Origin of the sequence: Succinivibrio faecicola (assembly GCF_019448115.1) — a bacterium.
GTDB classification, from domain to species: Bacteria; Pseudomonadota; Gammaproteobacteria; order Enterobacterales; family Succinivibrionaceae; genus Succinivibrio; species Succinivibrio faecicola.
On sequence record NZ_JAGFNY010000013.1, the window covers coordinates 28,926 to 49,799 of the forward strand.

General features: G+C 35.4%; 26 protein-coding genes. 11 read left to right on the top strand and 15 right to left on the bottom strand.

Annotated elements, in window-relative coordinates:
- Positions 1 to 3 precede the first annotated feature (3 nt).
- The 5 genes from J5V48_RS05110 to J5V48_RS05130 are packed head-to-tail and all read right to left on the bottom strand — an operon-like array spanning position 4 to position 4,429.
- The gene (locus J5V48_RS05110; RefSeq protein ID WP_219937493.1) at positions 4 to 750 is read right to left on the bottom strand and encodes a type IV secretion system protein; all 747 of its coding nucleotides are present in this window, start codon (positions 748 to 750) and stop codon (positions 4 to 6) included.
- A complete protein-coding gene (locus J5V48_RS05115) occupies positions 740 to 3,268 on the bottom strand; it encodes a VirB4 family type IV secretion/conjugal transfer ATPase (RefSeq protein ID WP_219937494.1) in 2,529 nt (842 codons plus the stop codon). The genes J5V48_RS05110 and J5V48_RS05115 overlap by 11 nt, the downstream gene beginning before the upstream one ends.
- Positions 3,269 to 3,598, bottom strand: a complete 330-nt coding sequence (locus tag J5V48_RS05120) for a VirB3 family type IV secretion system protein (RefSeq protein ID WP_219937495.1) — start codon at positions 3,596 to 3,598, stop codon at positions 3,269 to 3,271. It abuts the gene before it with no gap.
- Between the two features lie 18 nt (positions 3,599 to 3,616).
- Complete coding sequence (locus J5V48_RS05125; protein WP_219937496.1) at positions 3,617 to 3,901, bottom strand: TrbC/VirB2 family protein; 285 nt, start codon at positions 3,899 to 3,901, stop codon at positions 3,617 to 3,619.
- A 12-nt stretch (positions 3,902 to 3,913) separates the two neighbouring features.
- A complete protein-coding gene (locus J5V48_RS05130) occupies positions 3,914 to 4,429 on the bottom strand; it encodes a lytic transglycosylase domain-containing protein (protein WP_336244987.1) in 516 nt (171 codons plus the stop codon).
- A gap of 31 nt (positions 4,430 to 4,460) precedes the next feature.
- Here J5V48_RS05130 and J5V48_RS09910 point away from each other — a divergent pair, with 31 nt between their 5' ends.
- The 11 genes from J5V48_RS09910 to J5V48_RS05180 all read left to right on the top strand — a co-directional run bounded on the left by J5V48_RS09910 (position 4,461) and on the right by J5V48_RS05180 (position 11,852).
- Complete coding sequence (locus tag J5V48_RS09910) at positions 4,461 to 4,631, top strand: hypothetical protein (protein ID WP_255557726.1); 171 nt, start codon at positions 4,461 to 4,463, stop codon at positions 4,629 to 4,631.
- Between the two features lie 174 nt (positions 4,632 to 4,805).
- Positions 4,806 to 5,033, top strand: a complete 228-nt coding sequence (locus tag J5V48_RS05135; RefSeq protein WP_219937497.1) for a hypothetical protein — start codon at positions 4,806 to 4,808, stop codon at positions 5,031 to 5,033.
- Positions 5,034 to 5,037: 4 nt separating this feature from the next.
- A complete protein-coding gene (locus J5V48_RS05140) occupies positions 5,038 to 6,846 on the top strand; it encodes a zincin-like metallopeptidase domain-containing protein (protein ID WP_219937498.1) in 1,809 nt (602 codons plus the stop codon).
- Positions 6,847 to 6,863: 17 nt separating this feature from the next.
- On the top strand, positions 6,864 to 8,276 hold the full coding sequence (locus J5V48_RS05145) for a hypothetical protein (protein WP_219937499.1): 1,413 nt from the start codon (positions 6,864 to 6,866) through the stop codon (positions 8,274 to 8,276).
- On the top strand, positions 8,277 to 8,576 hold the full coding sequence (locus J5V48_RS05150) for a hypothetical protein (RefSeq protein ID WP_219937500.1): 300 nt from the start codon (positions 8,277 to 8,279) through the stop codon (positions 8,574 to 8,576).
- 73 nt (positions 8,577 to 8,649) lie between these two features.
- Complete coding sequence (locus J5V48_RS05155) at positions 8,650 to 9,135, top strand: 3'-5' exonuclease family protein (RefSeq protein ID WP_219937501.1); 486 nt, start codon at positions 8,650 to 8,652, stop codon at positions 9,133 to 9,135.
- Entirely contained in the window at positions 9,113 to 10,018 is a 906-nt protein-coding gene (locus tag J5V48_RS05160) for a hypothetical protein (protein WP_219937502.1), read from the top strand. Before J5V48_RS05155 ends, J5V48_RS05160 begins: the two co-directional genes overlap by 23 nt.
- 121 nt (positions 10,019 to 10,139) lie before the next feature.
- Positions 10,140 to 10,382 carry a hypothetical protein gene (locus J5V48_RS05165; RefSeq protein ID WP_219937503.1) on the top strand — a complete coding sequence of 81 codons (243 nt, stop codon included), beginning with the start codon at positions 10,140 to 10,142 and terminating at the stop codon, positions 10,380 to 10,382.
- Positions 10,375 to 11,112 (top strand): zeta toxin family protein, encoded by a 738-nt coding sequence (locus tag J5V48_RS05170; RefSeq protein WP_219937504.1) that lies wholly within the window; start codon positions 10,375 to 10,377, stop codon positions 11,110 to 11,112. Before J5V48_RS05165 ends, J5V48_RS05170 begins: the two co-directional genes overlap by 8 nt.
- A gap of 144 nt (positions 11,113 to 11,256) precedes the next feature.
- On the top strand, positions 11,257 to 11,529 hold the full coding sequence (locus J5V48_RS05175) for a hypothetical protein (protein WP_219937505.1): 273 nt from the start codon (positions 11,257 to 11,259) through the stop codon (positions 11,527 to 11,529).
- A gap of 2 nt (positions 11,530 to 11,531) precedes the next feature.
- On the top strand, positions 11,532 to 11,852 hold the full coding sequence (locus tag J5V48_RS05180; RefSeq protein WP_219937506.1) for a DUF4160 domain-containing protein: 321 nt from the start codon (positions 11,532 to 11,534) through the stop codon (positions 11,850 to 11,852).
- 118 nt (positions 11,853 to 11,970) lie between these two features.
- On the opposite strand, the gene J5V48_RS05185 is transcribed toward J5V48_RS05180, so the two are convergent.
- The 10 genes from J5V48_RS05185 to J5V48_RS05230 all read right to left on the bottom strand — a co-directional run.
- Entirely contained in the window at positions 11,971 to 12,195 is a 225-nt protein-coding gene (locus J5V48_RS05185; protein WP_219937507.1) for a hypothetical protein, read from the bottom strand.
- Between the two features lie 82 nt (positions 12,196 to 12,277).
- Entirely contained in the window at positions 12,278 to 13,312 is a 1,035-nt protein-coding gene (locus J5V48_RS05190; protein WP_219937508.1) for a Fic family protein, read from the bottom strand.
- Between the two features lie 5 nt (positions 13,313 to 13,317).
- On the bottom strand, positions 13,318 to 13,611 hold the full coding sequence (locus J5V48_RS05195) for a hypothetical protein (protein WP_219937509.1): 294 nt from the start codon (positions 13,609 to 13,611) through the stop codon (positions 13,318 to 13,320).
- A gap of 172 nt (positions 13,612 to 13,783) precedes the next feature.
- Positions 13,784 to 15,001, bottom strand: coding sequence for a relaxase/mobilization nuclease domain-containing protein (locus J5V48_RS05200; protein WP_219937510.1), 1,218 nt, complete (start codon positions 14,999 to 15,001; stop codon positions 13,784 to 13,786).
- A 3-nt stretch (positions 15,002 to 15,004) separates the two neighbouring features.
- Positions 15,005 to 15,604 (bottom strand): plasmid mobilization relaxosome protein MobC, encoded by a 600-nt coding sequence (mobC, locus tag J5V48_RS05205; RefSeq protein ID WP_219937511.1) that lies wholly within the window; start codon positions 15,602 to 15,604, stop codon positions 15,005 to 15,007.
- 218 nt (positions 15,605 to 15,822) lie between these two features.
- The gene (locus J5V48_RS05210) at positions 15,823 to 17,022 is read right to left on the bottom strand and encodes a ParB/RepB/Spo0J family partition protein (protein WP_219937512.1); all 1,200 of its coding nucleotides are present in this window, start codon (positions 17,020 to 17,022) and stop codon (positions 15,823 to 15,825) included.
- Positions 17,023 to 17,043: 21 nt separating this feature from the next.
- On the bottom strand, positions 17,044 to 18,000 hold the full coding sequence (locus J5V48_RS05215) for a hypothetical protein (RefSeq protein ID WP_219937513.1): 957 nt from the start codon (positions 17,998 to 18,000) through the stop codon (positions 17,044 to 17,046).
- Between the two features lie 10 nt (positions 18,001 to 18,010).
- Positions 18,011 to 19,117, bottom strand: coding sequence for a ParA family protein (locus J5V48_RS05220; RefSeq protein ID WP_255557727.1), 1,107 nt, complete (start codon positions 19,115 to 19,117; stop codon positions 18,011 to 18,013).
- Between the two features lie 17 nt (positions 19,118 to 19,134).
- Positions 19,135 to 19,371 (bottom strand): hypothetical protein, encoded by a 237-nt coding sequence (locus J5V48_RS05225; RefSeq protein WP_219937514.1) that lies wholly within the window; start codon positions 19,369 to 19,371, stop codon positions 19,135 to 19,137.
- A 14-nt stretch (positions 19,372 to 19,385) separates the two neighbouring features.
- Positions 19,386 to 20,874, bottom strand: a 1,489-nt coding sequence (locus tag J5V48_RS05230; RefSeq protein WP_219937515.1) for a hypothetical protein, incomplete at its 5' end; no start/stop codon positions are given.

Genomic DNA, 20,874 nt, shown 5'->3' on the forward strand with positions numbered 1-20,874 from the left:
CTTTTAGTATCCAAAGTGAACGTCTTCAATCTGCTGTTCAGTGGCTCCAGCAAAAAATGCATTTTCTATGGCTTCCTTTTCTGCTTCCTCTTGTCTAATTAAATTATCAAAATGCTCTCTTGCCATGCGAGCTTCATTAAAACGAGTCTGAAATTTCTGGTTTACATAATTAAGAGCAGCAGTAGCATCAGCAATGTCTTTTGCTGTTTGTGCACTAGAAGCTTTGTTGTATGCTTGACGACCTTCCTGAATCAGATCCTGCATATTTGTGTACAGCTTTACAGGAATGTTATCTACATTGGCTTTTAAAACGGCTATTTTGTTGCAATTTGACTTCATGTCATCTGTGGCAAGAGATGGGCACTGCTTTGCATAGTGTTCTTTAAACTTCATGCCATTAGAGTCAAGAGATGCATCAGTCTTAAAATAATCGCTGTTGGAAATATCCATAATTTTGCGATATTCGTTATCCCATACAGAATCAACAATTGAGATCAGTGAGCCAACCTTATTTATGCCTTCGATGGCATTATTAACATTTTTCAGCTCATTCACTGTGTTCTGCATTTCTTTGTACTGATTTTCTAAAGTCTTATACTGCTTTAATGCCTGATTAAACTCTTCGATATACTGAGTTAAATTTTGAGTCAAATTAGCAATATCGACTGTAGGAATACCAGATGCAAAAGCTGAAGTAGAAATCATCGATACAGCAACTGCTAACGCTGACAACTGCAAACTAACCTTCATGAACACACTCCTCTAAATAGTGAGAGAGCCATAATTCAGGCTCTGTGCCATATCTTTGTTGTATTTGTTTTACTGTTTTTGAATCATTTTTTATCTGCTGGAACAGATTGAGCCATTTATCTGGATTGTCCCCAACAAGAGCTCTTAGCTGCTCAATCAGATTGATGTTATCCGTAGAGCCTGATAGCACCCTTAAAGGCTCTTTAGCCCACCCCAAATCAAGCTTACAGATTGCACTTCGTGAGCCTTGCTTAATTAGCATCATTCTTGAGTCTTCTTTTAAGCCCTGGATCCACATAAATTCAGCTTCAGAGACCTTAAAGCCCTCGATGTACTCCTTTTTATCTGCCTTTGGATTTGGTAAAAAGATTTGAGTTGCAGACTGCTCAATAACAGCCTTTGCAATTTCAGAATTAAGCACGTCAGATGGTGACTGTGTTGCAAACACGCCAAAGCCGTTCTGTTTACGCATTGTTTTCAACTTATCAAAGGCAAAAGTTCTAAAAGCTTCATCAAGCAACCACTTCCAGAACTCATCCATCACAAAGATGAATCTTCTGCCGTCAATTACTTGATCCATGCGCTTTAATAGATAAAAAGCTATAGGAGTGCGAACTGCTTTATTGTCTAAGAATGCAGTACCATCTATTCCATAATTTGGATAAGCATCAAAGTCAAGTAAGTCTTTTTCATTGTCAAAAACCCAACCAAGATCGCCGCCTTCGCACCACTTTTTAAGTCGTACTGAAAGAGAGTTTTGTCTTTCTTCACGAGTAAGACCATCAGTTAAGTTCTGAGGAATTAATCCCAATCGTCTTAGCTGTACAGGCATTCCCATAACAGTTTCTACAGCGTGTTGGATCTGCTGTTCTTCTGCAGCGGTGATTGGCATCCCATCCATTGATAACAACAACTTAACAAATGAAATTAAAAACTGAATATTTGACTTATTTGCTTCCATCTGAAAAGGATTAAAGCCAGTTGGTCTGCCGTTTTCTACAGTTAAATACCCACCATGCAGTGCACGAATTGCAATTTCGGCACCACGATCTTTATCAAAATAGACTGTAGTCATCTTTTGTGTTGGCGTTCTGTACTTCTGTGCCATTGACAGCAAGAAGTTCATTAAAACAGTCTTACCAGATCCTGATGTACCTATGATTGTGGTATGAGCTAGAGTCTTTTTATCAAAAGAATCTTCGCCTATAGGACTTGTATGAAAGTTAAAGTAATAAGGCTGATTAGATGGAGTCTGCAACAGTGCTAGTGCTTCACCCCAAGGATTACCTTCTCTCTTACCTGAGATGAAATTGTGTAGTGGAGCTAACTGAGCAAAGTTAACTGAAGTAATTTTGGCTAAACGAGGTCGTAAGGCTAAGTTACAAGGTAACTGTGAGAAAAATGCTGCAGGTAGAGCCAATGTACTTAGGAAGGTTAAAAAACCTTCATCCTGAAGTTTCTTAGCAGCATCTGCTGTATTCTGTTTTACTTCCTGATAAGAATCAGCAAATAAAGTTAAAGAGTAGCTATACTCTCCGATGGAGAAATCACCGTTGACAACACCATCAATAGCAGCTGACATTGCCTGAATCTGTGAAACACCTGCATCTTCAGATGAAAGTAGCTGTTTTTGCTGTAACTCTAGGAAATGCTGACCATCATATTTTGATAAGAAGCAGAAAGTCTGAGTTTCAATAAAGATGTAAGGCTTCTTTACAGCATTAACATCAGGATATAAAAGGCCGTCTAAAATGCCTGAATAGCTGCTCTGAGCGTAATCCTTAAACTCTAAAGCCTGCACAAACTTATGGCCATTTGCACTTTGAATTTCCAAGAAATCTGAGCCTGAAAAGATAGCTTCTGGCATCAATGCTTCATATAAAGGACATTTTGGAATTACAACTTCCTGCCATACACCAGTAACAAGAAAATTATAAAAAGCTAACTGAGAGGAATACTCTTTATTATTCTTCTTGTATTCGCCTAATCTTTTTGGTGAAAAAGAGCTTAATGAACGCTCTACATTTTCAGCAATCTTGTTAAAGACTTCTAATCTTGCTAAAAGCTCCTGCTTGATAACTTCTGCTGTACGCTTCCTTTTCTTTAATGATTTTCTCTTTTCAATAACAGTAAAATACAACTCAGTTGACATGAGGGACTCATGTCCTATCTTTTTGTTATAAGCTTTTGATAGATTATGAGCAAAGCCTGCTTCTTCACAAGCAGACAGTTCATCAGTCATAGGTCTTCTTAATCTGTGAATCTGTACTGCAAGAGCAGTCTTACTTGAAGCAAGTGAACGATAAAGAATATTCAGTGAATTGATAGCACCATCTAAAGTGATGTCTTCACTGGTCTCAAATGCCATGCCCTGAATCTTCCAGGTTGTCACTAATTCACCATCTCTGCCGATGACGACAGAAGGTGCAATTACAGATGACAAATTGATAAATTTTCCTACGCTCTTAGCAGACTGCATCAGGCGTACTCTGTTTTCTAATAATTCTTGTTGTTGCATTTATTTTCTCTTAGTGTCTTTTTTATAAGTTGCTGGAAATAAAGCGTTATAACCAGTAAATAGCCTGTTACTGCCAAGAAAATTTATTCTGTACGACAGCCAAAGTTGTAGAAATCTCTGATCATCATCTTTAGCAATTTTGTGCATGATCCATAGGATCGGAATAAGGGAGAACACCAGTGGGAGCCATATAACAAGACTTGCAATAAGAATGCCTCCAGCCACGAACACAAATGGTGTAAGAGGTATTCCTAAAACACAAGGAGGTCTGGTTGCACCTTTGAAGATAGGAGCATTATTTAGCATGTACTTGTTTTCTTGATCTGACATCGATGCTCTCCCCTACTTTTAGTTAACTAACAGAGCACCAAAGTAAGCTGCACAACCAACGATAATGCCGCCGATTAAAGGACCTGCAACGTTACGTAATGATTCTCCCTGGAAGGCAATTTTGAAACCTGCCCAACAGATAGCACCAGTAGCAACTACAACACCGCAGGCCTGAACCACATCTAAAATAGACTGAAGTTTTGATTTAACATCTGTAGCACCTGCAGCAACAGCCTGATCAAGCACACATAGACCTACAATCAGAGAACACAAACCAAGATTTTTAACTAACTTTATATTCATATTATTTTCCTGTTAAAAAATGAGACCTGACGGAGCTGAATTTGAGCTGATCAGGCTACCTGTTACATGATCAGAATTGATCACGATTGATTCAGATCCTGCAGATGTTGCAGGACTGTTATTCAATTCTTTTTTTGCTTCTTTTATTGAAGGAATTCTGACAGAAGTGTATTTATCAGAATTGGCAATCACTTTTTGAACGTACCCTTTATATCCAGTTTTTTCATTACCAGAGTAGTAGCAAGAAAGAGCATCACCTAACTGCTTTCCTTGAGATTTATCTTTTCCCTTAGCTCTAACGAAACAGTCTTTTAGGATGTATTGAGTAGCTTTTAAATTTTCACAAGGATCAAACATCTCTTCTGCGGTAACACCAAGAGTTTTGAAATTCTTAACGTTAATCTGGCCAAGACCAAGGGAATAATTTGCACCTGTAGCATCTAGTTTTTTTACAAGAGAAAGGGCTTCAGAAATAGATTGAGGCTGAGAAACTTTCTGACCGACAACAGCGACAGCATAAGGGTTCATGCTACTTTCTGTCAGAACAAGGGCGTGAAGAGTGTCTTTAGCAACATCTGGAGCACACTTTGAAGCTAAAACATCAAAGTTATCTGCGGAGCTTTCAGCAGATGCACTTAGGGAAACTCCAATTAAGGAAAAAACAAAGAATTTAAGAGTCCTTTTTAGAGTTGCTGTGCTGCTTTTTAGCCTTATGCTGTTCTCTAATTGAGAATATTAAATCTTTATCTTTCAACAGGTTATTTTTTAAAAGAGAAATATAGCATAAAAAAAGACACTTAAAAACACTTAATTTTTAGTTAAAAAATTTGCCAACTCCTTATTTTAGAAAGTTAAAAACAAATTTAGCAAACTTAAAAAAAGACATAAAAAGGACAAAAAAAATATGACAGAACAAATTAACAGAAGCGTAGCTGCTGCTATAAGCAACAATGTTCTAGCTGACAGATTAAATAGAAGGATCCAGCAGCTTGCAGAAACTGCTCCTGAATTATTCATAACAAGAGAGGAAGCTGAAGCTGTCGGCTACTCTGATAACGATGTTAGGTCTCAGCAGGAGATAGCAGAAGAAGATGCAGAGGCAGAATTACTCTTAGCTGCTGAAGAGGTTTAATCTCATGGCTTACAATAAGAAAAACTTTCAGAAGAAAGATCATTACACTGACACTGCAAAAGAAATAGCAGATGTCTTTATCAAAGCACTTGAAGAGGAAACTCTTCCTTGGAGATCTGGCTTTGATAAGTTCAGCTACATTAAACCTTTCAATCCTGCATCTGGAACAGTATATAGGGGCATGAACTCATTTAACTTTGCACTTCAAAGTTACATGAGAGGCTATACAGATCCTCGCTTTATGACAATGGCTCAGGCTAATGAGCTCGGAGGTAAAGTCAAAAAAGGCGAGCACTGCATCTGGGGTTTCAATTTCAAGCCTACTCAAGTTGTAGTTAAGGATGAAGAAGGTAATCCAATTCTTGACGAAAATGGGCTGAAACAATACGAAGAAAAAATGTTTCCTAAGCCTTTTATGGTTTTTAATGTCGAACAGTTTGAAGGTTTAAATCTACCTAAATTACCAGAAGTTGAACAGCCAGATCATAAATGGTCGCCAAATGAAAAAGCAGAAAACATTCTTGTAGCATCAAAAGCTGACATCAAAAATGAATTAACCTGTCAAACACCATGCTACAGACCTGCAACAGATTCAATTGAGCTACCATTAAAAACACAATATAAAGATCCAACTGATTATTATGCAACAGCTCTGCATGAACTTGGGCATTGGACTGGTCATAAATCTAGATTAGACAGACCATTGACAGGAAAATTTGGCTCTCCTGGATATGCCAGAGAAGAACTAAGAGCTGAAATTGCAAGTGCCATGCTCTGTATGCAGTTAGGCATTGAGCCTAAAATTGCTGATAACCATAAAGCATATATAAAAAGCTGGGTCGAAGTTTTAAAGAAAGAGCCAAAGGAAATTCTTAAAGCAGCAAGTGATGCAGAAAAAATCTCTGACTTTATCATGAGCTTTGATCCTGAATACATTAAAGCTAAGGAAGCATGTCAGGCACAAAAACTTTTAACTGATTCAGAGCCTATCACACAACAGAACCTTGATACAGCTATAACTGATGCTAAGGCATTGACTGAACAAAGAGAAAATTCCGATCTGATTAAGCAGTTAAGTTCTGATTTAGAAGATGTTGCTAAAGATTATAAGGAAATCTACAGTCAGGGAAAAGAACAAGGCTATTTCAAAAATTTAGATTTTGATACTTTTGAAAAAATCTACAGCAAAATTATTGTTCCAGAAGGAAACTCAAAAACTAGAGAAGAGCGTGAAGAGTGGTCTGTAGAACGTCTTGTTGATGCTATTGCTAATGATCCAAAAACTTTAAGCCAGACTCTAAAGGGAGAAATGCCTCCTATGGCATATCTTCATTGGTCTGAAAGTGGAAAATTAAACAAATCCTTTGGTAAAAACAGGTTTCTTCCATTAAATAAAGCAAATGAAGTAGTTCAAGAAATGAACAATAACTATCCTCTTGATAGTGGTTATGACAAATCAAAGTTTTCAGTTCTTTACTTCAAAAAGGATGACTCTGGCATCGGATTTAAAGATGAAAGCTATGAGCATTTTAGATATGACTTAGGAAGTGAACCTGCAAATTCCGATCTTTCAACTCACATCAAGGATTACATTGATAGCATTTTGAAGGGGGAGGAAGACTATATGTACACTTCTGAGTACTCTCAACAAAAAGAACTAAAAGAAAGAAAAGCTTTTTTTGCTGATTACAAAGAGCATATTGTTCCTGTTTTTGAGAAATATTCTGCTCCTGTACCTGCAACAGAAGCTGAAAAAACTACTGGCACTCAATCAATTTTCACTGCACATAAATCAGCTGATATAGAACGATAAAGATAAAGGAGTAAAAAATGGCGACGATTGATGGAACTGCTTCAAGAGTATCTCACAAGGAGAATCTTAAAGATGATCTGCATGGCATAGGAGCTGGCATTCATGACTCTCTTTCAAGCAGCAAAGAGCTGATCAAAGATATTGTGATTGCTGTTAAATCTCAATGGTTTACTAAAGAAGTTCCAATAGAGCCTGAAATCATCAGTAAAGATGAAACTGAATTAAGTCCACAGCAGCTTGAAAACAAACAGAAAGCATTAGATAGTCTTGAGTGTATGCAGTATTACTTGGGACTTTCAGGAAACGACATTAAAGCAGCGTTGGAGGATAAATCACCTGCAAGTCTTGACGAGCAGATAAAACTCATAGGCTTTACTAACGAATGCAATCATGCAGAAAAAGATCCTGAAGCTTTTTATCCAATTATGGAGAAAAATGCAGTTTTAGAAAAAGCCGCAATTGATGAAATTGAACTGCTTCCTGAAGTTCTACCTGCAGAACATGAACGAAAGAATGTAAATGAAATAATTGAAGCTGATTGGGAGCTCACAAATAAACACGAGCTAATGGATAATGAGCAGGATCTCTCTGATGGTGCTGACAGAATTGAGATGCAGACAAATGCAATCAGAGACTTAAGTTCATTACAAAAAACACCTGATACTAAAGTCATTACCGATGAGAGTCCTATTCAGTTGCCTTATATTCAAACTGAAAATCCTTATCTTCCTGTAATTCTTGATCCAAACACTGAATTTCAGGATGGTCTTCCTCAAGATGCGGTTCGACTCTGCCTGGACAATCAGGCACAGCAGATGGCAGCAAATATTGTTCAACCAGGCAAATCCCTTCTCACCTACCCTGTTTTTGAACAGAATCTCTTCATGAATCCTTTCACTGAAGTAATGCCTGCAGGAATGATGACTGATAATTTCAAGATGACAGTCAAATCAGGTGATATGAAGATGAAACTCCAAAAAGACGGAGAAAATGTAAAACTCAACATTAGCCAAAAGGGAGAAGGTTTAGCTCATGCTGTCATGAGAGGAATTGGAATGGCCAACGAAAGGTTTATTGCAGCACAAAAAACCTGGCTATGGGAATTTGGCAGAAGCATGAGAGAGGCATTAAGAAATCGAAATAAAGGCTTTAATATCAGCATGCAGTACAAAGACAAGCCTGTATATGCCTATCTAATGTCGCCAAACGGAAAAGTTTACCCAATAACAAACAGGGCTCTTGGCGTTTATTACAACTTCAATGCTCGCCAAGCAGAATTTATCAACGCACTTTATAAAGCAGCACTAGCTCAGAATTTAGTAAAAGCTGCTGAGCCACAAACTCAGCTACAACACAATTCAGGAATGAGCATGCAGATGAATCCTCGTCTTGCAGGAGTCCATAACCAAAACAAAGATCTGGAGAGATAAATGACTACCCCAAAAATGCCTTTAGTTGACAACTATAAAATGACCGATGCTGACTGGAATGAATACTTTGAATGTCGTAAAAAATACGACATCGAAATGACAAAGGAGCAGCAGGAAGCTATTTTTAGAGATGCTATTGATCTTCGAAAAGCAGGAAAAATTGAAGAATCAGAAAATTTACTTCTGAAACTTCCTGCCCCTGCTAACGTCATGTTAAGTGCTAAAACCAGATTTGGATTCAAAGCCATTCAAGAGTACAACCTGACGGAAGCAAAAAAAGCATATCCTGATGAATTCTAATCTTAATTTCTAATTTGCCTATTTTACTTCCTCTTTTCTGAGGAAGTTTTTTAATACTTACAAGAGACATAAATTGAAAACTCAATCAATCAAAGAAGAAAAAGAAGTCACAAATGAACCTTTATATTTTGAAATGCAAGATAACTTTTCTTCATTTTACATAAGCGATTTTGATGTTCTTAAGTGTGTTCTGATAGCTGATTCTAATAAGAAAATACCAACTTTAACTGACGATTGGATCAAGCAAGCGGAAAATTACATTCTAAAAAATGATAATTATGTTGAGTATTCCGATAAAAACATAGCTAAATTTCAAAATGTAGCTGAAGATTTTTATTGTCCTGATTGCGGAAATAGCGATTTCTGCTTTCTGTTTAAAGATCTAAAACATGAATTTATTCTTCCCTTAGAGCAGATTATTTTTTGCCTTTTTATTTGCAAAGAAGAACATGTTATAGTTGATACATATCCTAATTTTTGGATTTTACTGTTTAACTCCTATCCTTCATTACAAAATCTTACAGAAGAGCTAATTCATGAGAATATTCAAGCTAAGTAAAGATGATCCAAACACGCATACCATTACAAACGAATCTGATTTTTTGAAACTAACAGGCAAAAAATTCCCTTGGGTAAGATCTGACGGAAATAAAAGTATTTATTTTGCAGTATGTCCTTTTAGAGGTTGCAGCAATCCAGTTAAATTTGTAAATCTCATAGAAGCAAACAGGCTCAAAAATTCACGAGCACCTTATGCAGCACATCATCCGTATAGTGTGCCAGGACTAGCTGAATACAACGAAGCAGGCTACAAAAGATGTCCTTACGCATCTAACTCTTATTCTTTTAAGAACGACAACTGCAGAAGAAAATATGAAGATCCAGAAAATAAGCTCTTAATTAAATTTCTTAAAGAGAACTTTGACAGAATTGCCTATTTAGTAAAAAGCACGTTTAAGATCTACTTCAGTGCTGAAGATTATAAAGACATGTTAAGAAACTTTGTTACGATGCACAATGAAACGATTGAAGTCTTAAATAAGTTTAATTTACCATGGCTTTTTCTACTTTCTTATACTTGTCAACATTTATCAAGAACACCTATCAAGGCAGACTCTCCCTTTATAACTTTCTTAGAAAAAACAATTAAACTGAAAAAAGTTGATTGTAAAAAAGTTAAAGGTGCTTGTTTCATATCAAGGCAAGATGAATTTTCTTCTTTGTCCTTCGTAATATCAGATTTCAAGATCAAAAACTTCGGTGAAAATGAAAGCATAGAAATTTCACTTCATGAATCTAATTCTAATGGGGGTTATCCTCGCTATCTAGGTTCATTTGAACTTTATATAGATATTAACTTTTCTAAAAATATCTTAAATAAGAAGGACTGGGAAACAAATCAAAAGTACTTAAACATAGCTCAAGAAGTGCTTAATAACTGAAAGTTACTAATGATAAATCGAATCAGGATTTGCTTACTAAGATTAAGTAAGTATTCATATTTTTGAATTATAATGATGGTAATGGATAAATATTAAAGGAGTTACAAATATGTGCACTTTGATGGAAAAGGATGTACTGATTGAAGAAGTTTCAGCAACTGCTGCTTTTATCGCATACAGAACACCTTTAAATACAAAAAGTGAAGATCTTATAGAATGTTCTGAAATAAGAGAAAATTTGCTAATAACTTCCCCACAATATATTGATAAACAAAATATTTTGAACAGATTAAAATTTCTTAAAGAGAAATACTTAAAACTTCCTATATTATCATATTATTTAGATGATTCAGAGAATGCATAACAAAGAAGACCTTGAAAACGTTGTTCCTAGCAAAAGTATCTTAAAACAAATTTGGGAACACTCAACGCATCAAGGAAAGATAATTCCGTCTTCAAAAAAAACTTTAGGATACGTATTAGGTGGACAGCCAGGTTCAGGAAAATCAGTATTAACTGAGACTATCAAGAAAAACAACCAAAATATTATTAGCATTAATGGTGACGAATACAGAAGTTGGCACCCTTATTTTTCTGAAATTCAGAATACATATGGCAAAGAAAGCTCAAAAATAACAGCAAAATTTGCAGGAAAGGTAACTGAAGCTTTAATCAAAAAAGCAATAAAAGAAAAGTATAACGTTGTCATTGAGGGGACATTCAGAACATCCGAGACTCCACTAAAAACGTTAAAAGAGTTGAAAGACAATGGATATACAACTTACGTTTGTATAAAAACCTGTCCTGCAGAAGTTAGCTGGAATAGATGTTTGTCTAGGTATGAAGAAGGACTAAATGACAAGTCAGGAAAAGAAAGATTCACTGCTAAGAGTCATCATGATCTTGTAGTAAAGAATCTAGCAAAAAACGCAGATATTGTTTATAAATCAGGACTAGCAGATAAATTTGGAGTTGTTGGCGAATCTGGAGATTTGATTTTTGACTCTTCAAAAAATATTTTTAACAAACTTCCTTCTAGTGCTATTACTAAAGAACTGAATCTTACAAAAAACAAAACAGATATTGAGAGATAGGGGCACAAAGATAGGAACAACAGCATGACACTGTAATAAAATTATTTCCCCTAAAAAATGATAATTATTAGTATAAAATAGAAATTTCTAGTCTTTATTTATATACTAAGGGTATGCGGTGCTTTTTATTTTTGGAGGTGTATTATGATGTTTCCTTTTTTAGGTGAGGAGGGGCTGGATATTCTAACCTCTGAAGTAAAAAAGATCGATGGAATTGAACAAGTTAGAGTTTATGCTGAATCACCTGATACCACTACAGGAAAGTTTAAAAAATTAGAAATGTTCTTACCTAAAGAAAATGTAACCTTGCTCGAAGGATATACAGATGAAGAATTTGCAAATATTAAAAATATCATAGTTGATTGCAAAGATGTCATTTGGGATATGGCAAGATATTATTCTGAAGGTGGTAGATAGAAATGCCTGAAATTGAATTTCTGTTAGGTCTATATGTTTATTTTAGCAGTAGAGATGAAGGCGAGCCTCTTCACGTTCATGTTGCACCAAAAGCCCTTGTTGGCTCTTCTAAAACTGCAAAACTTTGGATTAGAGAAGATGGAAGTTCACAATTAGCGTATAACAGAGCAGGAATTCCAGCTAGAAAGATAAAAGCTATTCAAGAATTGATAAAAAAAGATAGACTATTCAAGAAAACAGTAGATTTATACATAAAGTTATTTGAACCAGAAGATGGAAAAGTAAATTTCTATAAAAAGAAGGATCTTGATATTGAAAGATAGATTCAATCTATGAAAAAAAAGAGGGCTTTCACCGCAATGGTTGCAACACTAATTGCAAAGTCCCTTAATAAGGTGAAACATGTTATATCAGATAAGACAATCTCCAACATTTCTGAAATTAAGAGTTTTCGATATCTTTAATATCTATGTATTTTTTTGTACCATCTGGATATAAGTCATAAATTCCATTCTCATCTTGTTGAGTAACAGGAATGCCTAACATCCAACTTTCTTCAATTGCTTTTTTTAGATTTTTTCTCAAAATTTGAGGATTGCACATTTTCTCAAAAAAAGCCTGACCAGGACTGATATTCCTAGATTCAGAACTATTTTTGCTATTCATTTTGTCCACCTATAAAATATCTTTCTGTACTAAGAATAGTTTATATTTATGATGACAGTAAAGATTACATCAAACTTTTGAATTACCTTTCTAAATCAGATTTGTTATTCTGCTTTTCTATATTTTTGCTTTCGACAGGACCTGTTTTCTCATTGATAGTCGTATCAATATATTTATTAAGCAAATGAGCATTACAATCTTGATAGCCATCTTTTAAAAAATTATAAAATGACGGTATCAAAATCTCAGAAGTTAAAGCCAATGTCTCAGCTGTAGATTTTTTCTTAGAAAGAGTAAGAATGTAATTGTTAATTGAATCTGCGGACTTTTCAATTTCTGGATAGTTTTTCTTCAAATCACAGATTGTATTTATCAAATCGCCAGTTTGCATTGGCTGTGATATATCTTCTATTTTTTCCTTCAGGGCAACAGCTCTATTTGGAGTCACCATATCCAATGAAGTAAGCAACTGATTTATGTCATATCCACCAGAAATAAATGAGATATCTTCATTCATGTTTTGAATATATTCTTTAAAATTCGCCTGCGAAGGATCTGAAAGAGCAAGATTATTGGCACAGATACCTCTAGCACAGTACAAAGCATCTCTATTCTGATCTGATGAAGCAGTCTTATCCCAGTCAAGTAAAAATCCAGCACTGTTAGCAACCTGTTTAGTAAAAGTTCTAAAGGTTCTACTATTTCCATCAACAAATGGATGTGTATAGTCTAACCTGGCATACAGGTCACTGATTGATTTGACAAACTCTTTTGTAGTCAACTTTTTTAAATTTTCTACACTAAGTTCGTTCAGAGTTGCGTTAAATTTTTCAACGGCACCTTTATCAAGCAATGATCTCATGCAATAAAAACCATCGCCAGTGCTAAGTGGTCTATATGACAGATTTAAATCTTCAGTATTAGAAGGCTCCCTGAATTTACCAGCAGGATAATCAATTCCAATATCTTTCATATTCTGAAAAATATAACTATTAAGCTGCTTTATATACTCAGATGAAACTGATTCAGGTAGCTTGTTTGATTCGATTTCTTTAATTCTACTAACACAAAGTCTAACAGCTGCTTCTGAGTTTATTGATAAATCAGTACAATCCATTTTTTTTACTTTTTACCTCTAAATAAGTCTTTTGCCTGTTCATGAGTCAAATGTAATTCAACTTCATCTTGATAATGAGAAGCATTATTATCAGAAGTTTTGGCTTGTTTAATTGTTAACGCAGAAAAACGCTCACAGAACTCATCCATTGAAATTTCAAGATTTAAGCATTGATGGTACAAATCCCACGCTTCTGGCTCTACGTTGCCTTTTAAATCCACCTCAAATAGAATTTTAAAAGACTCAAGATCTTTTTCTCTTTGTCTTAATGCTCTTCTTTTTTCAATATTTTCATTCATTTATAGGCTCCTTTCTTTTGCTTCCGTTATGAGTAAAATATAGAACATTTTTACACCAAAAAAAACATAACGACAACTCAATTGCCACACAAAAGATCTCAAAAATTGCTAACGCCTTGGGTATGGTATGATAAAGAATAGATGAATCAGAAAATTTCATTTTATATACTCCTTAGCGTTCCTGATTCTGCTTTTTTCTATGAATTGCCCACTTCTGTGCCTGTGACTGCTTTGATTGATGCGATTTTCGCTGCCTAATTTTTTCTTTGAGGTCATATCCCTTTTCTTTCTGAATTTGATTAAATTCTCTAATCTTTCTGAGTAGCTCTTCTTGAGATGTTTTTACTGGAGACATGTTGCTAATGTATCGTTCTAAATCAGCGGCTAACTTGAGATTTTCAGTATTGCCTGATGCTCTTAGCTCTTTGATATATTCATTAGCATTCTTAATGATATTCTCTCTTGTCTTTACAGCTTTTTGTTTAGCTACACTCTCAGGAATATCTTTACCAGTATTCAAGGCATCATCTATCTGATTCATTCTTGACAAATCATAAGGATGGGATGGAGAAAGATGTTTGTTCCATTCTCTTTCTTCTTGATGAATACGCTCCTGAGTTTTAGATTTTTGAGTATGACCCCTTTGAGCCCTGGTAGTAGCATTCATATCAATTCCGTATTTTTTGGCTATAACGGCAAAACGTTCTCTTAGGTATCTCAAATCTTCTTTTCTTAAATTTAATCTTTTTCCCTTTGAATTTATAGCTTTTATAAGAAGATGAACATGAGGATGATCAGGCTCGTTAGGCATTTCTTTAGATCTGTTATGAATTGCAAACAGATACCTATAATCTTCATTTGCTAAACACTCTTTTGCAAGCTCTCTAACTGCTTTTTTAACAGCCTCAGGATCTGTTCCTTTAGGACAAGAAATGACTAATCTTCTTGCATCTGCAGCCCTTTTCTTTCCGTCCTCCTCATAAGGTGTATTCTGAGATTTACACCAATCCTCAATCCTGGATTCAAGTTCGTCATGAGTCAGAAACTCTCCATTTTCATCTTCAAGATCAATCATTCCATGTCTTGAGATGTAATCTGCAGCAGCCATCATATGTTTCTGACATTTAATTCCCTTGCTAGCCTTATCAAGTTTAACCATTGATTCTGGAAGATTATTAACAATGCCTGATGCTTTATCACTTGGACTTAATTCAGATGATGCTCTATTTGAGCCATAGGATGCTGTAGGAAAGAGTTTAAAGCCTGCAGATGATCTATTATAGCCACTACCACTTCTTTGCTCTTTATGGCTATTTTTAGAACTTCCACGTCCTTTATGCCATTTAAGAATATCTTCGGTTTTTAGGTTTGATCTTGTTGATAATGACATCTGTTAATGCCTCAGTTTCTGCTTTAACTTTGTTCTGTATCTTGAAGAATTGATAAGTTTCCAAACTGCATCTATATGTTTATCTATGTTCTTCTTGCACTCGTCTGCACTGTCTATAAGAATGTTAATCAAACTTATGACTACACTAGACTGATTCTTTTTGAACTCATCAAGCTCCATTGAATTGATTTTATGTGCTATCTGATTAAGGTTCACACCTATTTTGTGAAGCTCATAATTAGAACTTTCAAGAGATTCCAGTTCACCAATAGTGAATTGTGGCTCATTGACTGTCATTGCTCTTACAAGACCTATAAGAGCCTGATGGCGTGTCTGTCCCATGATAGATGCATATTCATCTAAAACTTTGAGTTCATCTTCTCTTAGTCTCAAATGCTGATGAACCTTTTTAGATTTGTTAGGAAAAATAAGCTCTGCAAGTTTTTTATTACCACTTTGGATTTCTTCACTGACAGTCTGCTTGATAATCATTGAAGCCAGTGTTGCTGGTTTCACTTTATAAGATTCTGCAAGCTTTATGAAAGCATCGTGATGCTCTCCAAGATTTACTGTTAACTGTCGTCTTTTCTTCTGTTCATTCATAGCGATTTTGTTGTTTTCTCATTTAAACCGCACTTAATAAGTGCGACCTGACATTGTTCAGGTGTTTCGCAAAATTTTAATTTTGTCGCTCTCAGGGAGTCCCCCAGAAGGGCAGGTGGCAAAATCAAAATGCACTGCATTTTGATCCATTTTGCCTATCCTGCCCTCATCAAAAAACAACAAAATTCCCCTCTAAAAGTTCGCCCGGGCGAACTTTTTTAGGATTCGTAAATACGGTTTAAAATGAAGTTCTCACACAACACCTCATCTAAAGAGCCGTCTTCATATTTGACCTTTACCATGCCGTCAGTAGTTGGCATTTCCATGACTATTTCAGCCTCACGACCGTCTACAGTTCCAACAAATACTGGATGTTTCAGCTTTTTAGATTTTGTTTCAGAGTCAAAGTCTGTATCAGCTAATGATTCAGATTCACTTTCATTTATTGAAGTATCAACTCCAGAGAAAGCTTCATCTTGGAAGGTAGGAGCTGAATTTGAAATCTCAGCAGATTCTGCAGAGTCGTCTGAAGAAAAATCATCTGTAGTAGCTTCAGAACTTTCTTCTTCAGTATCATCAGACTCATAATCACTAGCATTAGCAGGCTCTTCAAATGAGTCTTCAGTGCTGTCATTTTCTAATGATGTTGAATCTTTATCATCAGAAGAAATTTCAAATAATTGAGCAACATTTTGAGCTTCAGAATCTGAGCTTTCTACAGCTGTATTTTGCTCAGTTAGTTTTTTTCTAAAATTAGAAATATCAGATTTGCTGATATTTTCATTTTTTTCTATAAAGTCGCTAATTTCATCAGGATGTTCTTCATATAACTTGACTGCATCATAAAAAGCTCTAATTGCATTAAACTTCTCTTTAGCATCCTTTAACAACTCAGGGGCATCTTTCCAAATCATAAATTCACTTAATTTGGTCTTTGACAAGCCTAACTTTTCAGCAATATCAGCTTGTTTCTCGCCAGCATCTGATCTTGAGACAATAAACTCAGCCATTTCATAAAATTTCAGATTGTCTCTTTTAGCGTTTTCTGCAATCTGAACATAACCTAACTGTGAATTGTCATAGGTTGATAGTATTGAACGGATCTTCTTAAATCCTGCTAACTTTGCTGCTTTTAATCTGCGTTCACCAGCAACTACAATGAATTTTCCTACGTTGTCAGGATCTTCACGTACCACAATAGGCTGAATAAGACCATTCTTTTTAAGATCATCAGCTAATTCCTGAAGAGCTGCTTCATCAAAGTTCTTTCGAGGCTGATTAGGATCTGGAGATACGATGTCTATGTCAAAATCATAAAATTCTCCTGCTTTAGAAATTAACTTGGCATAATCACCTTTGCCTTTAAAGTTCTCAGTAGCCTTCTTTAAATTTGCTAAAAATTCTGGAGTCATTCCCATTTTTTTCTCTCCTTAATGTTTCTATCTATATTTACCTGTAAAAGCAGAAGATGATCTTGAAACTGCGTACGAATAATGCAGAATTTCGTAATTTGGAAAAAGATTCATATAGTTGCTAACAAGAGATTCATTGATATATAAGTACTTAAAAGGAGCTGTTTCAGTTTTTACAATGTCATATAGTGAGAACTCTTTTTCAGGATCTTCTAGTGATGTCTTTGTGAAAACAGCATGTATCTTAAAAAGGTAGTTCATTACATTATTTACTACAGCATCAGGCAGCTGCAGAAGTGAGGCTAATTTAATGATCTGTACTCTATTTACATAAAAACCTTCGCACTCTACAAGACTCTGATTTGCACATTTGATTAGACCAGAGAAAAACAGCCAGGCAGTGTAGTTATAATCGTAGTCCTTGTTAAAACCATTTTCAGCTTCAATGTTATCTTCAAGTACAAGTGTAGGTTGATTTGTACTTAATCTATTTTCAGGATCAATTTCAAAAATAGGGATGCAGCATCCTGTTGTGTGACGTTTAAAAAGCGTAACATCAGCTCTTCCGAGAAAGTCAAAACTTAGTGTAAGCTCATTTTTACATTGAAGGGACTCTGTCACCTTCTTGAATAAAGGGATCTTGATTTTATCAAGTAAATGATTTTTATACTTTTCAGAATAAAACCTAAAATGAGCTTCATTGAATCCTTTAAAGCGGTTAGTACGCTCTTCTATTTTTTCATCTAAAATCAGGCCTGTTATGTATGACAGAACAATCTTTTCAAGAGGAGTTAATGAGCGAAGTCGCAAGCATGTCAGATATATCATGCCTACAAAATTAAGTTTTAACTTCTCAAGTTTTGGCTTTTGAACAATCTCATCACTTATCTGCGAATCCTTAATTTCCTGCTCTACAGATGCAGTTTCTGTTTTTATTTCAGGAACAGAATTTGTAATTTTCTTTTTTGATTTTGTTGAAGTCATATTTTTTTCCTTAAAGAACAGTAGAAATCGGTGCAGAGCTTCTCATTTCTCTTAGTCTCTGAATTTCGCTTAAATTCATGCCAGGAAGAGAAGCTGCAACATCAGTCATCCAGAAGTTTTTAACGATTGCTTTAGCTGATTTGCCGTAAAGTTTTGAAGCCTTTTCAAAGACTTCTTTCTGCTCCTGAGTAGATAAATCATCTTTTTCAGGATTAATTTGGCAGAGCATGGTAAAGAAGCAGCGTTTCATCTCACTCCATGCAGCGTTCTGATTTGGCATTTCCCAGATTGGAAGCCCCTTAGCCTGTGCCTCAGCAATTCCAGAGTGCAGCTTAATGCAAGCATATCTGTTTAATACCTTAACTTTTGCATTACCATCTTCATCCAAAGCAACTGATGCTTTATCTTTGTCAAAAGAAAGTTTTGATGTATCAAGTTCTATATCCAGCTGCTGCCATTTGATAATCAACTCATCTGCTGAATCGAACAGTTCTTTTGCGTTCTGACACTGAAAATTAGTTGATGAGAGCATGTTTGGCAACATTCCCAAGAAGCCTTTTCCAAGAACCATGTCAGGGTTGTTCTGAGCTAATACAGAGATCCTATTGAGAAGTCTTGCAATTCCGTCTATTGGCTCTTTATTGAGAATGAGAGGTGAAACAAGATGAGTTGCAACTGCAATTCCAAGATTAGAACGGACATCAGGATTTGGATTGGTGTCAATAATCACCAAATCAAAATATGGACTTAATAGGTCAATGTTCTTGCTGAAATTGTAGGTAACAAGAGCATGAAACTCATCGCCTTTCTTTTCTATTTCAGATAATGCATCGTCTGCAGGGAAACAGACGATATTTGACTGCTTTACAGCTTCTTCAATTTTCTGAAGATTCTCTGCAAGAAGATCAGCAGGCTCCAACATAAAACAAGAAGAAGCCGTATCAGAAACAACGCAGTTCTGATTTGATCTAATGGAATTACTAGCATTAGCCTGCTGATCTAAATCAATGACAGCTACTTTTAGCCCAAACTTGAAAGCGCAATAGAAGGCAAACTGTACAGAAAGAAGAGTTTTACCAACACCGCCCTTCTCATTTGCTACTGTTAAGATTTTCATTTATCACTCCTTAGATTTTAAATATTGTCAAAAACGTCTCTTACAAGTGCTGATGCACTGTCCCCTTTTACAGAGATCTGCTTGAATGCCTGGCCACACTGGATTGTAAGTAGCTCGTTTTTTTCGTTTAATTTCAGAAAACACTCTTCACCTGTAGTAAGAGTTACAAGCTCCTGCAGTAAAGGAATTGCTTTTAGCTTTCTCTGCTCCTCATTCATTGATGTTGCTGCAATGATTCTGTCAAAAATATCCATAACTGCTCCTTAAATTAAACTGATCTTGAAATATCAAAATTTCTTACAACGTTCTGAAGAGGGCCACAAAGATCTTCAATCTGCAGAAGAACTCGTTTTTTACTCAGTAACGATGAAACGTAAGTATGAGAGAGAGTTGAAGAACTCAGGTTTATTCCGTTGATCTTCTTTAATCTGATGAATGTTAAAGGATCGATTTTTAAATCTAGATGAGCATGAGATCCTGATTTAGCCTGAATGTACCAATCAGATGAACCTGTCAGTGATGGAGGGATGATCCTAATGCCAATAGGGTCATTTTTTACATCTAAATATGTATTTCCCACAGCTATCTGCTGTGCGTTTATATTATCGTTATTAATATATTCGTTTAATTCCTTATTAATAGAGAGATCATTTTTTTCCAAAGATTCTATTTTTGAGATCCTTTTTTTTCCAGAAGTGCCCTGTGGGAAACGACATTTTTTTCCAACAGTTTTCTTTGTGTTTAAGCTTAATAACAGTGATTTTAAAGAGTCATTAGTCATGCTTGAAAGGTCAGTATCAGAAGAGCAGGATTTGCAGCGTTTAAGCACTATTTTTCTGCAATGATCAGAGCTTGTAATGTTGAACTTCTCAGAATATTGAATGCTAATATCATCACTAATGTTTACAGCCTTTACAGCTTTTTTAGAATCTTCAGAACAATAAGAAATAGCTTTAAGCTCAATTAAAGAGGCATAAGCATTGCGGAGAGTCCTATCAGAAATGCTAAGTTCTTTACATATTAGAGCTGCATCCTCATTATCGGTGAAGAAACCTAAATCAGCTTTGGCAAAGAATGATGATTTATCCAACAAATATGAGAATACAAGTATTTCTGAGGCCTTAAGCTTAGACGCACCTGATTCAGTATATAGAGAAGAAACAGAAAGAAACTTACCAGTAAAATCATTGACACATGTGAGCATGATACTGCGAGAGCTGTTCTGGCCATATGTTACAGAAATAAGATCTAATTTTTCTAATCTATCTATGTGTCTTCTGATTTGAACGAGGCTGAATAAACCATGTGCACGATCAAAAAGCTCTGAATTAGAGTAATCAATAATATAGGATGGAGAATTTTTACAGAGATTTGTAAGAATAGACAGGAAAACTTTAAGTGTAGGACTAAGTTCTAAACTTAGTTGCTCTTTGAAAAGAATTCCGATGATAGATAACTCACCAACTGAAGAAATTGGCATAATAACGGACTCTTTTTCACACAAAATATCGATTTTTTTAGTGTAATTTTTGTCAGTTTTTGTTCTATCATTAGATAAGAAATGCAACAATGGCTTATTTAAGCCAAAGTTAAAATTTTTGAAAAAATAATTTGAAAAATCTGAATAGTTGAAATCAGAAGAAATATTCTGATAATTCAGTGAGTTAATACTGTAATGACGACTGGTGCTGATACCGAGAATCGAACTCGGGACCTCACCCTTACCAAGGGTGCGCTCTACCAACTGAGCCATATCA